Source organism: Neisseria sp. CCUG17229, assembly GCF_047839235.1.
GTDB lineage: Bacteria > Pseudomonadota > Gammaproteobacteria > Burkholderiales > Neisseriaceae > Neisseria > Neisseria brasiliensis.
In genome coordinates, this window is sequence record NZ_CP181247.1 from 1,640,937 (window position 1) to 1,655,158 (window position 14,222).

Genomic DNA, 14,222 nt, shown 5'->3' on the forward strand with positions numbered 1-14,222 from the left:
TCTTAAAAACTGCCCTGATAATCTGCCGATGGGAAACTGCTGCCATCGTCTTCATACGCAGTCACGCCGGCGATGTGGCGGGCAGCAGCATAACCGAATGTCAGCGCTGGGCCGATGTTGATGCCGCCGCAAGGATAATTGCCGCCGAACACGGATTTCTGATCCAGCCCGACCGCATACAATCCTGCTACCGCGCTGCCGTCTGAACGCAACACGCGCGACCATGCGTCCACCGCGATACCGGCAAATGTACCGAACGAGCCAACCTGCACTTTCACTGCGTAATAAGGGCCTTTGCCCAACGGTGCTAACGACGGATTGGGAAAACCGGTTGAAGCATCGCCGCCGGAACGGTTAAACGGCGTGTCGCCACGACCAAAATCAGTATCTTTGCCTGCTTTGGCCATTTGGTTGAACTCGGCCACGGTATGCATTAAGCCGACCGGATCAATGCCGCATTTTTCTGCCAGTTGATCCAAAGTATCGGCTTCGGTAATGCAGCGCAGATAGTCGGTGTAAATTTGCAGCGGAATCGGGCGCGGCTTGGCATAACCGAACATATAGCTGCGCACGGCGCGTTTGTCGCCAATCAGCCAAGATTCAACTTTTTCACCTTTCGGCACCGCGTTGAGCATACCGGTCACATAGTCGTAATAGCCGTTGGCTTCGTTGACAAAGCGTTTACCGTTTTTCAAGACACCGATGATGCCCGGCTTGGCGCGATCGGCAATATGCGGAAACACGCCTTCGCTGCCGTCTTTGAATTTCACCAGCGAAACCGGGCACCACGCTGCAGGCGAGCGGCCGGAATCGTCTAAATAACCGCCCGCGCTTTCGGCCAAAGCGAGTCCGGCGCCATCTGCTTCAGGCGGTGCCAGCGTCCAATGTTCCTCACCGCTCGGATTGCGCGGAAAATTCTTGCGCCGCTCGACATTGGCCGGATAGCCACCGGTGGCCAAAATCACGCCTTTGGCCGCCGATACGCGCACCAAACCTTGCGGCGTCTCCAGATAAGCGCCAATAATACAGCCGCTTTCATCTTCAATCAGCTCTTTGATGGCGGTATTCACTTCAATGCGCACGCCTTTTTCATCAGCCGCCTGCACCAGCTTGGCAATCAGCGCCAAGCCGTTAACCATCTGCATATTGCGCTTGTGTACGGCTTTGTCCCACACATGGATGGAAAACCGTTTGGCAGCATGAAGGAAACTCTGCGGCTTTTTCATCGCGTTGAGAAAATGCCCTAAATCCGCCCCCGCCATAATACCCATGCCCCAAAACGAAGTCATTTTGTATTGGTCGGGCAGAATATCCAGCAGATGTTTCGGCAGCGATTTGGCGTAAAACGGTGTCGCTGCCACCGAACGATGGCCGGTACCTGCGCCGGGCAGATGGCCGTAAATATCACAAATTTTTGCGCCGGGTGTGAATTTCAGCGGCGTTTTCTGCTCGAAAAAGCTGACCATGTGCGGCACATTTTCCAAAAACATTTCAATGCGCTCGTGGTCGTAATCCTGCTCGCCAATCACGGCTTTCAGGTAGCTGCGGAAATCATCGCGCGGCTCGTTGACGCCGTCGGCCTGAGCAAAGGTGTTGCCCGGCGTCCAAGCCCAGCCGCCCGAACGCGCCGTCGCGCCGCCACAGGTCGCCGCACGCTCAGCCACCAATACATTCAAGCCGTGATGCGCCGCCGTCACCGCTGCCGACAATCCGCCCGCGCCGCTTCCGGCAATTAATATGTCGCACTGCCAATCGGCAATGGTCTGGCGTGCTGACTGCTGCATGGTTTCCACCTCTGTAATCATTTGTAACATACTGCTATTTTAGTGAATTCATTCATATAAACCATATCATTTTAATTATAGCTCCTATGTTTTATCTATCCATTTTTGCTATAAACCCTGCTTTGGAATAGCAGATTTACTTTCAGACGGCCTTTGAGTTATGCATTTTTGTTATAACTCTTAGACAGGTTACATACTTTAACTTAACAGTTTTATCTACAATAATGGAATTACAAAAACATACCTATAAATCATTAGGTTTCTAATGATTACAAGGTGACTCAATAACATTTGGAGAAACTCATGGAAACCACCGGCCGCACGATTAATGTGCAAAATTTCTTAAATGAAAACAAATTTTCCGGTTATCAATGGATGATTTTTATCATCTGTCTGCTGATTGCCTTTTTTGACGGCATGGATACTGCAGCCATCGGCTATGTCGCACCAAGCCTTTTGGAAGAATGGGGCATTGAAAAAAGCCAGTTGGCACCGGTATTGAGTGCCGCGCTATTCGGCTTGGCCATCGGCGCGATGACTTCGGGTCCAATGGCTGATAAATTCGGCCGTAAAGTCGTTCTCACTACTTCTGTTTTAATTTTCGCCGGCTTCTGTGTGGCTTCAGCTTTTGCCCAAGATTTGACACAGATGACCATTTTGCGCTTCATCACCGGCTTAGGTTTGGGCGCGGCCATGCCGAATGCGGTGGCGATGCTGTCTGAATACTGTCCTGATCACAAACGCTCGTTAATCCTGAATACCATGTATTGCGGTTTCCCAGTGGGCGCAGCTGCGGGCGGTTTCTTTGCTTCATTCATCATTCCTGAATACGGCTGGCGCACGGCAATGTTTTGGTGCGGATTTTTGCCTTTGGTTTTGGGCGTATTGATGATTTTCATCATGCCGCGTTCGGCTTCGTTTTTGGTGTCTAAAAACCAACCGGCCGAGAAAGTGCGCAAAATCCTGCAACGCATTAATCCTAAAGCTGATTTGAGCAATGCCGTGTTTGTGCTGCCTGAAAAAAATACGGCACAGACAACCGACAACCCAATGGCGATGGTATTGGGCAGCCACTTCCGCGCCGGTTCGATTTTGCTGTGGCTCTCTTACTTCAGCGGCCTGATTATTTTCTACGCCATGATCAACTGGATGCCGGTGTTGTTTAAAGAAGCGAATATGCCGCCTGAACTGGGCCCGCGTATTTCCGGCTTGTTTGCCTTGGGCGGTTTGGGCGCGATTGCCAGCGGCTACTTGATGGACCGCTTCAACGGTAACCGACTGATTGCATTCCTGTCTTTCTTAACTGCCGTATCGGTGGCCTGTATCGGCTGGTCGCTGGGTCAAGGCTTGGGTATGTTGATTGCCGTGGTGTTATTCGCCGGCGTGATGCAAAACACCGCGCAAACTTCCCTGCCTGCATTGGCTGCCAAATTCTATCCGACTGAATGCCGTGCGACCGGTGTGTCTTGGATGTTGGGTATCGGCCGCTTCGGCGCGATTGCCGGCACCTTCTTAACCGGCCAATTGATTGCATGGAAACTGGATTTCGTCACCATTTTCGTGATTTTGGCGATTCCATCGCTGGTGATGACAGTTTGCCTGCTGTTGAAACAAAAAATCTATGGCGACAGCTAAGCCCTACTTTCAGACGGCCTATTGTATTCAAGGCCGTCTGAAACACCCTACCCACACGCCGCTTTTCAGACGGCCTGTTTACCCTATAAAAAATCATCAAGGAGCAACCCATGAGCCTGATTATCGACTGCCACGGCCACTACACCACTGCCCCACCTTCACTCGAAGCATGGCGCAACAAACAAATCGCCGCCATCGGCAACCCTTCGCAAATGCCCAAAGCCAGCGAATTGAAAATCAGCGATGACGAATTGCGTGAAACCATCGAAAAAAACCAATTGCGCCTGATGAAAGAGCGTGGCGCCGACATGACCCTGTTCTCACCGCGTGCCAGCTTTATGGCGCACCACATCGGTGATTTTGAAGTATCGTCCACTTGGGCGGCAATTTGTAACGAATTGTGCTACCGCGTGTCGCAACTCTTCCCCGACAATTTCGTGCCGGTCGCGATGTTGCCGCAAAGCCCAGGTGTGCCGATTGAAACCTGTATTGCCGAATTGGAACGCTGCGTGAATGAATTTGGCAACGTCGGCATCAACCTGAATCCCGACCCATCGGGCGGCCATTGGACTTCCCCACCGCTGACCGACAAATACTGGTATCCGATTTATGAAAAAATGGTCGAATACGACATTCCGGCCATGATTCACGTTTCCACCTCGTGCAACAACTGTTTCCACACCACTGGTGCGCACTACCTGAACGCCGACACCACCGCATTCATGCAATTGCTGCAAGGCGATTTGTTTAAAGACTTCCCGACCCTGCGCTTCCTGATTCCGCACGGCGGCGGCGCGGTACCTTACCACTGGGGACGTTTCCGCGGCTTGGCGATGGTGCTGAAAAAGCCGGAATTGGAAGAGCATTTGTTGAACAACATCTTCTTCGACACCTGCGTGTACCACCAACCGGGCATTGATTTGCTACTCGACGTGGTGCCGAACAAAAACATCTTGTTTGCATCCGAAATGATTGGCGCCGTACGCGATATCGACCCGCGCACCGGCTTCTACTTCGACGATACCAAACGCTACATCGAAGCGGCCAACATTTCAGCCGAAGACAAACACCAAATTTACGAAGGCAACGCCCGCCGCGTGTTCCCACGCTTGGATGCCCGCCTGAAAGCGAAAGGATTGTAATCATGACCGACGTATATCTGAATCAATTGGGCGTGGTGAAACGCAACATCAAACGTGCCGACCCTGCCGCCGTGGAAAAATTATCACGCTTCGGCAGCGCCACCATCCACGAAGCCATGGGGCGCATCGGCCTGATGAAACCTTATATGCGCCCGATTTACCCGAGCGCGAAAATCTGCGGCACCGCCGTAACCATTTTGCTGCAACCGGGCGACAACTGGATGATGCACGTTGCCGCCGAGCAATTGCAGCCGGGCGATGTGGCCGTGGCCGCCTGCACTTCCGACAATGCCGATGGCTTTTTCGGCGACCTGCTGGCCACTTCGTTTAAAGCACAAGGCTGCAAAGGTTTGATTATCGACGGCGGTGTGCGCGATGTGGCGGATTTGACCGAAATGGAATTTCCGGTGTTTTCCAAAGCCATCCACGCCAAAGGTACGATTAAAGCGACTTTGGGTTCGGTAAATGTGCCTGTTGTGTGTGCCGGCGCGCTGGTTAACCCGGGCGACGTGATTGTGGCCGACATCGACGGCGTGGTTGTGGTTCCGGCCGAACGCGCCATGGAAATTGCCGATGCCGCCGAAAAACGCGAAGCCAACGAAGGCGACAAACGCCAAATCTTCGCCAACGGCACTTTAGGCTTGGATTACTACAAAATGCGCGAAGGCTTGGAAAAAGCCGGCTTGAAGTATATCGACTAAGCCATCAAGGTTTTCAGACGGCCTCAATCAAATCAGGCCGTCTGAAACACCCGACACACCCACATCTTCATATCCACTATAAAAAAGCGGCCACGGTGCACACATCTTCTACTCAGGTCGCCTGAACATACATTGAGATCTAGCTGCTGAATCAAGTTTAGGAGAAAAAACATGAAAACCCAAGTTGCCATCATCGGCGCAGGCCCGTCGGGTTTGCTGCTCGGCCAATTGCTGTATCAAAACGGCATCGACAATGTAATTTTAGAGCGCAAAAGCGGCGAATATGTATTGAGCCGCATTCGCGCCGGCGTGTTGGAACACACCACCGTGCAAGGCTTGGAAAAAGCCGGTGCTGCCGAGCGCATGCACAAAGAAGGCTTGGTGCATACCGGCGTGGAATTGTTGTTCAACGACCAACATGTGCGCATCGATTTTGAAAAAGAAGTCGGCAAAAACGTGGTCGTGTACGGCCAAACCGAAGTCACCCGCGATTTGATGGACGCACGCGCAGCCACCGGCGGCGTGACCGTTTACGAAGCCGACAACGTTGCCCTACACGACATCGACACCACCACGCCTTATGTCACCTACACCAAAGATGGCGAAGAACACCGCTTGGATTGCGACTTTATCGCCGGTTGCGACGGTTTCCACGGCGTATCGCGCCAAAGCATTCCCGCTGATGTGTTGAAATCTTACGAACGCGTGTATCCGTTTGGCTGGTTGGGCTTGTTGTCCGATACGCCGCCGGTATCCGACGAATTAATTTACGCCAAACACGACAACGGTTTCGTGTTGTGCAGCCAGCGTTCAACCACCCGCAGCCGCTACTACCTGCAAGTGCCGCTGACCGACAAAGTGGAAGAATGGTCGGACGAGCGCTTCTGGGCAGAATTGAAAAACCGCCTGCCGGCCGAAACCGCCGCCAAATTGGTGACCGGCCCGAGCTTGGAAAAAAGCATTGCCCCATTGCGCAGCTTCGTGAGCGAACCGATGCGCTACAAATCTTTGTTCTTGGCAGGCGATGCGGCGCACATCGTGCCACCGACCGGCGCCAAAGGCTTGAATCTGGCCGCAGGCGACGTGCAATGTCTGGCCGAGGCGTTTGACGATTACTACCGCAACCAAAGCAGCGCGGGCATCGACGGCTATTCCGAGCGTTGCCTGAAACGCGTGTGGGCGGCGGAGCGTTTCTCTTGGTACATGACCAAGCTGTTGCACACCTTCCCCGACAGCGACGATTTCGAACGTAAAATGCAGGAAGCCGAGTTCAATCAATTGAATTTGACCGAAAACGCGGCCAAAACTTTGGCAGAAAACTACGTCGGCCTGCCTTACTAAAAGAAAAAGGCCGTCTGAAACGTTTCAGACGGCCTCATAGGAGAATTTCATGAGCGCATTTGAAAAAACACCGGGCTGGTTGGATTTCTACCCTAACCCGTCTAAGCCGAAACTGCAATTGCCGCAAGGCGCAGTCGATGCCCATTGCCACGTGTTCGGCCCGGGCGATAAATTTCCTTACGCCCCTGAGCGCAAATACACCCCTTGCGATGCGGGCAAAGAAAAGCTGTTTGCCCTGCGCGATTTGCTCGGCTTTGAACGCAACGTGATTGTGCAGGCCACCTGCCACGGTGCCGATAACCGCGCCTTGGTCGATGCCCTCGAAACCGCCGGCAACAAAGCACGCGGTGTGGCCACGGTGAAAGCTGATGTAACGGAAGAAGAATTGCAGCGCTTACATGCCGCCGGTGTACGCGGCGTGCGCTTCAATTTTGTAAAACGCTTGGTCGATACCGCGCCGGTCGAAGCCTTGCGTACCATTGCCGACAAAATCGCGCCGCTGGGCTGGCACATCGTAATTTATTTCGAAGCTGCCGATTTGGCCGAATACTACGATTTCTTTACCTCGTTGCCGACCACCGTAGTGGTTGACCACATGGGTCGCCCTGACGTTGCCCAACCTGCGCATGGCGGTGATTTTGAATTATTTGTCAAACTCATGCGCGAAAACGAGAATTTCTGGAGCAAACTGTCTTGCCCAGAACGCCTGAGCAACACCGGCCCGAAAGCGCTCAACGGCGAACAAAACGCCTACACCGATGTCGTGCCGTTTGCCCGCCGCCTGATGCAGGAATTCCCCGACCGCGTTTTGTTCGGCACCGACTGGCCGCATCCAAATTTAAAAGACCACATGCCGGACGACGGTTTGCTGGTTGACTGGGTGGCACAAATCGCCCCGACCGAAGCCGAACGCCAAAAACTGTTGGTCGATAATCCGATGCGTTTATACTGGCCGGAAGAATATCAAGCTTAACCTCTTTCAGACGGCCTTTGGTTGCACCCACCAAACGGACGCGTTATATTTAAACGCATAAAATCAACAGGCCGTCTGAAACATTTCACAAAGGAGTCCACATCATGGCATTGAACAAGCCTTATAAAGACATTCCCGGCACCCGCATTTTCGATTCAGAGCAGGCCAGCAAGGGATATCATCTCAACCAATTCTGTATGTCGCTGCGTTCTGCCGCCAACCGCGAGCGTTTCAAAGCCAACGAGCGCGCCTATCTTGACGAATGGCCGATGAGTGAAGAACAAAAACAAGCCGTGATGGCGCGTGATTTAAACCGTTGCATGGAATTGGGCGGCAATATTTACGTGTTGGCCAAAATCGGTGCCACCGACGGCCTGACCTTCCAACAAATGGCGGGCAGCATGACCGGCATGAGCGAAGAAGAATACCGCAACATGATGATCAACGGCGGCCGCAGCATCGAAGGCAACCGTTACTTACACGAACAAGAAAACCCATAATCCCAACCGGAGAGACCCACATGGCTAAAATTACCGCAAGCGTTTACACTTCCCACATTCCGGCCGTCGGCGTGGCTTGGGATTTGAAAAAAACCGGTGAAGACTACTGGAAACCGGTGTTCGCCGGCTACGAATACAGCAAAGAATGGCAAAAAGAAAATAATCCCGACGTGATTATTTTGGTGTACAACGACCACACCAACAACTTCGGTTTCGACCTGATTCCGACCTTCGCCTTGGGTATGAATGAAGAATTCCAACCTTCCGATGAAGGCTGGGGTCGCCGCCCTGTGCCGAATGTGCCGGGCGACCAGAATTTCGCGTCGCACTTGGCGCACTCTGTGATCGAGCAAGGTTTCGATTTGACGTTGTGCTACGAAATGGAAGTTGACCACGGCCTGACCGTGCCGATGACCGTGATGTTCGGCGATGTCGAAAAATGGCCGGTTAAAGTAATTCCACTGCACGTGAACGTGGTGCAATATCCGGTACCGAGCGGCCAACGCTGCTACGATTTGGGCAAAGCCATCAAAAAAGCCGTGGAAAGCTACGATGAAGATTTGAACGTCCACATCTGGGGCACCGGCGGCATGAGCCACCAACTGCAAGGCCCGCGCGCCGGCTTGATCAATAAAGAATGGGACAACCAATTCTTAGACGATTTGATTGCCGACCCGAAAGAATTGGCGAAGAAACCGCATGTCGAATATGTGCGCGAAGCCGGTTCGGAAGGCATTGAATTGGTGATGTGGCTGATTGCCCGCGCCGCCATGTGTGACGAAGGCGAAGAGCCTATCGTGAAACACCGCTTCTATCATGTTCCGGCGTCGAATACCGCTGTCGGCCATCTGATTTTGGAAGCGCCTAAGAAGTAATATCAAAGGCCGAGACCTTTGCAAAATCCCTATCTTTGGCACATTTCTTCGTTATGCGCTGCTCGAAAGCTTGCCTATCTTTATGATATGTCTGCGCTTTCTGCGCTGCTATAACTTCGAACTGCACTCAAATCTAGGGTTTTGTAAAGGTCTCTAACCGTCTGAAAACTTTCAGACGGCCTTCCCCACTCATTTTCTAAAAAGTAAGGATAGATTATGGCACAAACAATCAAAGTCGCGCTGGCCGGTGCCGGTGCATTCGGCGAAAAACACCTTGACGGCATCAAAAACATTCCCGATGTCGAAGTCGTCGCGCTCATCAGCCGCGATTTGGAAAAAACCAAAGCCGTGGCCGAAAAATACGGCATCGGTTTTGCCACCACCGAATTGGCCGATGCTTTGGCCATGCCTGAAGTCGATGCCGTGATTTTGTGCACCCCGACCCAATTGCATGCCGAGCAAACGCTGCAATGTCTGCGCGCGGGCAAACACGTTCAAGTGGAAATCCCGTTGGCCGATTCTTGGGCGGATGCCGAAGAAGTGTTGCGCGTGCAAAAAGAAACCGGCTTGGTTGCCATGGTCGGCCACACCCGCCGCTTCAACCCAAGCCACCAATGGGTACATAACAAAATTAAAGCGGGTGAATTGAACATCCAGCAAATGGACGTACAAACCTACTTCTTCCGCCGCACCAACACCAACGCCAAAGGCGAAGCCCGCTCATGGACAGACCACCTGCTGTGGCACCACGCCGCCCACACCGTTGACTTGTTCCAATACCAAACCGGCAGCAAAGTGGTCAAAGCCAACGCCATCCAAGGCCCGAAACACCCTGAACTGGGCATCGCCATGGACATGTCGATTCAACTGCAAGCTGAAAACGGCGCGATTTGCACCTTGTCGCTGTCGTTCAACAACGATGGTCCGTTGGGCACATTCTTCCGCTACATCTGCGACAACGGCACCTACATTGCCCGATACGACGATTTGGTCAACGGCAAAGAAGAGCCGGTTGACGTGAGCAATGTGGACGTATCCATGAACGGCATTGAGTTGCAAGACCGCGAATTCTTCGCCGCTATCCGCGAAGGCCGCCAGCCGAATTCCAGCGTTGAAAGCGTGATTGAATGCTACAAAGTATTGGGCGAACTGGAAAAACAGTTGGCTTAATCCAATATCCGCAGGCCGTCTGAAACACCATTCGTTCAGACGGCCTGTGCCTTTTGCAAAATGCCCTGAAAAGCCATTGCACAAAGAAGCAACGTCATTCCCGCGTAGGCGGGAATCCATCTTAAAATTTCAGAAACTTATTTTATTCAATAGTTTGTGATGTTCAAAAATGGATTCCCGCCTACGCGGGAATGACGGCCGTTTTGATTTTGGCTACGGGCTAATGAAGTTTTGCAAAGGTCTCGGCCTGTGCCTTTTGTATTTTGCTATGCCGTCTGAAAAACATTCAGACAGCCTCACATAAGGAATCATCATGTCACCAAACCGCACTATCAACAACACGCCTGTCCACCCCATCGGCCTCGGCTGCATGAACCTCAGCCACGCCTACGGTACACCACCGGACGAGCAAACTGCCATCAATTTCCTGCATCAAGCCATCGATTTGGGTTACAACCATTTCGACACCGCCACCCTATATGGTTTCGGCGCCAATGAAACCTTAGTCGGCAAAGCCCTGAAAAACCACCGCAGCCATATTTTCCTTGCCAGCAAATGCGGCATGGGCGGTGTCAACGGCAAACGCGTTATCGACGGCCGCCCCGAAACCCTAATCCACCAAGCCGACGAATCACTGCAACGCCTGCAAACCGATGTCATCGATTTATATTACCTGCACCGCTGGGACAAAAACGTGCCGATTGAAGAAAGCGTCGGCGCCCTGTCACGCTTAGTCGAGCAAGGAAAAATCCGTGCCATCGGTTTATCGGAAGTTTCCGCCGACACGCTGGAAAAAGCCCACGCCGTGCACCCGATTGCCGCCGTACAAACCGAATATTCCCTGTGGACGCGCAATCCCGAAATCGCCGTGTTAGACAAAACACGCGAGCTGGGCATCGCCTTTGTCGCTTTCAGCCCGATTGCCCGTGGTTTCTTGGGCAATCTGCGCGACATCACCGCCTTGGAAGAAAAAGACATCCGCCGCCCGATGCCGCGCTTTAGCGCCGAAAACTACCCTGCCAACCTGCAACTGCGCGACCAACTGCAAACCCTCGCCGATAAAGCCGGCTGCACCGCCGCCCAACTGGGCTTGGCATGGTTAATGGCACAATCCGACAACATCCTGCCGATTCCGGGCACCACCAATCCTCAACACTTGGCCGACAACATCGCCGCCGCAGATTTGACTATTGCCGCAGACGTGTTGCAACAAGCCGGCGAATTAATCAACCAACACAGCGTCAAAGGCGCACGCTACCCTGCCGCCACGCAAACCGAGATTGACACGGAAGAATTCTAAAAGCTGAGACCTTTGAGCCAAATAAAAGGCCGTCTGAAACTTTACGTTTCAGACGGCCTTTTCTATTCATTTAATCAACGGTGTACCACATTATAACGTTTTTCCAAGCGCAGGAAGATCCAACCCAAGCAAGTTGTCATGATCAAATAAATTAATGCAACCGTATAAAGCGGCTCTTCATACACCGAATAGCGGCCGGAAATCGTATTTTGCACATAAGCCAACTCAGCCACCGCAATCGCCGACAACAGCGAACTGTCTTTCAGCAAGGTAATGAATTCATTGGCCAACGGCGGCAACATGCGGCGCAAAGCCTGCGGCAAAATCACATAGCGCATCGCTTGCGGATAAGTTAAGCCCAGCGAGCGCGCCGCTTCGATTTGGCCTTTATCAATCGACTGAATACCCGCGCGGAAAATCTCGGTGATGTACGCGCCTGCGTTCACCATCAATGCCAGCGTACCGGCAATCAGCGCACCATAACCGCGACGCAGTTGCACCGCTGCATCACCGCTGATTAACCAACCGTCGGTCGGGTGAATCAGCGCCACCACCCAAATGAAGTACCAAATAAAAATCTGCACAAACAAGGGCGTACCGCGAAACAGCGTCACATACACCAGCGACAAAGTGCGCAACAACCATGCCACTGCTTTGAGCAATACGCCGCCTTTTTCAAAATGCACCAGCCGCGCCAGCGCACCAATCAAACCCAATATCGTGCCGCCTAACGTCGCCACCAAAGTCAAACCCAGCGTGGTCAACGCGCCGTAAAAGAACATCCAACGATATTCATAAATAATGTCAAAACGAAAATCCATATCCCGCTCTTATCAGAAGTTTGCACCACGCCTTAACCGCATGGCGCTGAATCGTGGCAAATAAACCAGACATTTTACAAGAAAATACAAACTTTGAATGCCTTTTATCACACAAATTTGATTTCAGACGGCCTTTTTACATTTAATATAGGCAGAGACCTTTGCAAAACCCTTCTTAAATTCCATGTAAAGTAACCCTATCAAGCGTAGGTCGGATACTTGTATCCGACATTCTAAAATGCTAAAAAATGATAAAACTTTTCAGACGGCATAAAAAATCACCCCTTTACTTTTCGTCGCAATCATCGCACGCAAATTGGCCTGATAACTTCTGCCTTCTTCTTTACTGACAATCGGTTCGCCGCCTTAACGGCCTATCAAAATTGTCGGATACAAGTATCCGACCTACACTTGCCCCCCCAAACCATCTCATCTGACCAACCATATTTCATATGTAAAAACCAAGCAAAACAACGCTGAAGCCGCCAATGAAAATTGACCCCCCCAGCAAAAAAGCGGATAATCCGCCCATTCCGATTAATTTTATTTCAGACGGCCTCAACGTATTTCAAGGCCGTCTGAAAACATTTATAAAACAAAGAACACAAGATGAAAGCACCTGAATTACTTCTCCCTGCCGGCGGTTTGGAACGCATGCGCGCCGCTTACGATTTCGGCGCCGATGCCGTGTATGCCGGTTCGCCGCGCTACTCACTGCGCGCTCGCAACAACGAGTTTGCCAAGCTCGACGTGTTGGCGCAGGGCATTAAAGAAGCACACGAACGCAATAAAAAATTCTTCTTAACCGTCAACACCTTGCCCCACAACTCCAAGCTGAAAACCTTTGTAGCCGACATGGAACCGTTAATCGCCATGAAGCCCGACGCGCTGATTATGGCCGACCCCGGCCTGATTATGACCGTGCGCGAAAAATGGCCGGATATGCCGATTCACTTGTCTGTGCAAGCCAACACCACCAACTATTGGGGCGTAAAATTCTGGGAAAAAATCGGCGTTGAGCGCATCATCTTGTCGCGCGAATTGAGCATGGACGAAATCGCCGAAATCCGCCAAGAATGCCCCGACATCGAATTGGAAGTATTTATTCACGGCGCATTGTGTATTGCCTACTCAGGCCGTTGTTTATTATCGGGTTATTTCAACCACCGCGATCCTAACCAAGGCACTTGCACCAACTCTTGCCGCTGGGATTACAAAGTGCACGATTCGGAAACCGACGACATGGGCGATGCCAAGCTGTTGCAAGGTTTCAACTTTGAAAAAGCGCAGGAAGAAGCCAACCAAAACTTTGAAGGCATCAACGGCCAGCAACGCCACCCTGCCGCCAACAAAGTATTCCTGATTGAAGAAAGCAACCGCCCGGGCGAATTCATGCCGATTATGGAAGACGAACACGGCACATACATCATGAATTCCAAAGACTTACGCGGCATCGAAGTAGTCGACAAACTTACCCAAATCGGCGTGGACAGCCTCAAAGTCGAAGGCCGTACCAAATCGCTGTATTACGTTGCCCGCGTGGCGCAAAGCTACCGCAAAGCCATTGACGATGCCGTCGCCGGCCGCCCGTTTGACTTGAGCCTGTTGAGCGAACTCGAAGGCTTGGCCAACCGCGGCTACACCTCCGGCTTCTTGGAGCGCCACAAAACGCAGGATTACCAAAACTATCTCAACGGCCATTCTGTTGCCAAACAAAGCCAATACGTCGGCCATGTCACCGAAATCGACCACGAAGGCTGGGCGACTGTTGAAGTGAAAAACCGTTTCGCCGTGGGTGACACCATTGAAATTATTCACCCGACTGGCAACCAAACCATCACGCTTGAGCAAATGACCCGCAAAGGCGAAGCCGTGGATGTGGCACCGGGCAACGGTATTCAGGTGAAAATCCCAAATATGCAGGGCAAAGAAAAAGCCTTAGTGGCGCGGATTATGAATCCTTAATTGGGTGAAATGAAA

General features: G+C 52.0%; 12 protein-coding genes. 10 read left to right on the forward strand and 2 right to left on the reverse strand.

The window, feature by feature from the left end; all coding sequences use genetic code 11:
• Positions 1-2: 2 nt before the first annotated feature.
• Positions 3-1,805, reverse strand: a complete 1,803-nt coding sequence (locus ACM67B_RS07860) for an FAD-dependent oxidoreductase (RefSeq protein WP_416189150.1) — start codon at positions 1,803-1,805, stop codon at positions 3-5.
• Between the two features lie 282 nt (positions 1,806-2,087).
• On the opposite strand from ACM67B_RS07860, the gene ACM67B_RS07865 reads away from it, so the two are divergent.
• The 9 genes from ACM67B_RS07865 (at position 2,088) to ACM67B_RS07905 (ending at position 11,421) form a co-directional block, all read left to right on the forward strand.
• Entirely contained in the window at positions 2,088-3,419 is a 1,332-nt protein-coding gene (locus ACM67B_RS07865) for an MFS transporter (RefSeq protein ID WP_416189151.1), read from the forward strand.
• Between the two features lie 110 nt (positions 3,420-3,529).
• Positions 3,530-4,561: an amidohydrolase family protein gene (locus tag ACM67B_RS07870; RefSeq protein WP_095502074.1), complete on the forward strand. Its 1,032-nt coding sequence runs from the start codon at positions 3,530-3,532 to the stop codon at positions 4,559-4,561.
• Positions 4,562-4,563: 2 nt separating this feature from the next.
• A complete protein-coding gene (gene ligK / locus ACM67B_RS07875; protein WP_095502073.1) occupies positions 4,564-5,262 on the forward strand; it encodes a 4-carboxy-4-hydroxy-2-oxoadipate aldolase/oxaloacetate decarboxylase in 699 nt (232 codons plus the stop codon).
• A gap of 171 nt (positions 5,263-5,433) precedes the next feature.
• Entirely contained in the window at positions 5,434-6,603 is a 1,170-nt protein-coding gene (gene pobA, locus ACM67B_RS07880; protein WP_416189152.1) for a 4-hydroxybenzoate 3-monooxygenase, read from the forward strand.
• Between the two features lie 49 nt (positions 6,604-6,652).
• Positions 6,653-7,576 (forward strand): amidohydrolase family protein, encoded by a 924-nt coding sequence (locus ACM67B_RS07885; RefSeq protein ID WP_416189153.1) that lies wholly within the window; start codon positions 6,653-6,655, stop codon positions 7,574-7,576.
• 104 nt (positions 7,577-7,680) lie between these two features.
• On the forward strand, positions 7,681-8,076 hold the full coding sequence (ligA, locus tag ACM67B_RS07890; protein ID WP_416189154.1) for a protocatechuate 4,5-dioxygenase subunit alpha: 396 nt from the start codon (positions 7,681-7,683) through the stop codon (positions 8,074-8,076).
• Positions 8,077-8,096: 20 nt separating this feature from the next.
• On the forward strand, positions 8,097-8,951 hold the full coding sequence (locus tag ACM67B_RS07895) for a class III extradiol dioxygenase subunit beta (RefSeq protein ID WP_416189155.1): 855 nt from the start codon (positions 8,097-8,099) through the stop codon (positions 8,949-8,951).
• 216 nt (positions 8,952-9,167) lie between these two features.
• Positions 9,168-10,121, forward strand: a complete 954-nt coding sequence (locus ACM67B_RS07900; RefSeq protein WP_195690035.1) for a Gfo/Idh/MocA family oxidoreductase — start codon at positions 9,168-9,170, stop codon at positions 10,119-10,121.
• A 313-nt stretch (positions 10,122-10,434) separates the two neighbouring features.
• Positions 10,435-11,421, forward strand: coding sequence for an aldo/keto reductase (locus ACM67B_RS07905; protein ID WP_416189156.1), 987 nt, complete (start codon positions 10,435-10,437; stop codon positions 11,419-11,421).
• A gap of 74 nt (positions 11,422-11,495) precedes the next feature.
• On the opposite strand, the gene ACM67B_RS07910 is transcribed toward ACM67B_RS07905, so the two are convergent.
• Positions 11,496-12,242: an amino acid ABC transporter permease gene (locus ACM67B_RS07910; protein ID WP_095502067.1), complete on the reverse strand. Its 747-nt coding sequence runs from the start codon at positions 12,240-12,242 to the stop codon at positions 11,496-11,498.
• Positions 12,243-12,851: 609 nt separating this feature from the next.
• On the opposite strand from ACM67B_RS07910, the gene yegQ reads away from it, so the two are divergent.
• A complete protein-coding gene (yegQ, locus tag ACM67B_RS07915) occupies positions 12,852-14,207 on the forward strand; it encodes a tRNA 5-hydroxyuridine modification protein YegQ (protein WP_416189157.1) in 1,356 nt (451 codons plus the stop codon).
• Positions 14,208-14,222 lie beyond the last annotated feature (15 nt).

Bases quoted from the DNA above. Each gene is read 5' to 3' on its own strand.
- ACM67B_RS07860 (WP_416189150.1), bottom strand. From the start codon at position 1,805: ATGATTACAGAGGTGGAAACCATGCAGCAGTCAGCACGCCAGACCATT.
- ACM67B_RS07865 (WP_416189151.1), top strand. From the start codon at position 2,088: ATGGAAACCACCGGCCGCACGATTAATGTGCAAAATTTCTTAAATGAA.
- ACM67B_RS07870 (WP_095502074.1), top strand. From the start codon at position 3,530: ATGAGCCTGATTATCGACTGCCACGGCCACTACACCACTGCCCCACCT.
- ligK (WP_095502073.1), top strand. From the start codon at position 4,564: ATGACCGACGTATATCTGAATCAATTGGGCGTGGTGAAACGCAACATC.
- pobA (WP_416189152.1), top strand. From the start codon at position 5,434: ATGAAAACCCAAGTTGCCATCATCGGCGCAGGCCCGTCGGGTTTGCTG.
- ACM67B_RS07885 (WP_416189153.1), top strand. From the start codon at position 6,653: ATGAGCGCATTTGAAAAAACACCGGGCTGGTTGGATTTCTACCCTAAC.
- ligA (WP_416189154.1), top strand. From the start codon at position 7,681: ATGGCATTGAACAAGCCTTATAAAGACATTCCCGGCACCCGCATTTTC.
- ACM67B_RS07895 (WP_416189155.1), top strand. From the start codon at position 8,097: ATGGCTAAAATTACCGCAAGCGTTTACACTTCCCACATTCCGGCCGTC.
- ACM67B_RS07900 (WP_195690035.1), top strand. From the start codon at position 9,168: ATGGCACAAACAATCAAAGTCGCGCTGGCCGGTGCCGGTGCATTCGGC.
- ACM67B_RS07905 (WP_416189156.1), top strand. From the start codon at position 10,435: ATGTCACCAAACCGCACTATCAACAACACGCCTGTCCACCCCATCGGC.
- ACM67B_RS07910 (WP_095502067.1), bottom strand. From the start codon at position 12,242: ATGGATTTTCGTTTTGACATTATTTATGAATATCGTTGGATGTTCTTT.
- yegQ (WP_416189157.1), top strand. From the start codon at position 12,852: ATGAAAGCACCTGAATTACTTCTCCCTGCCGGCGGTTTGGAACGCATG.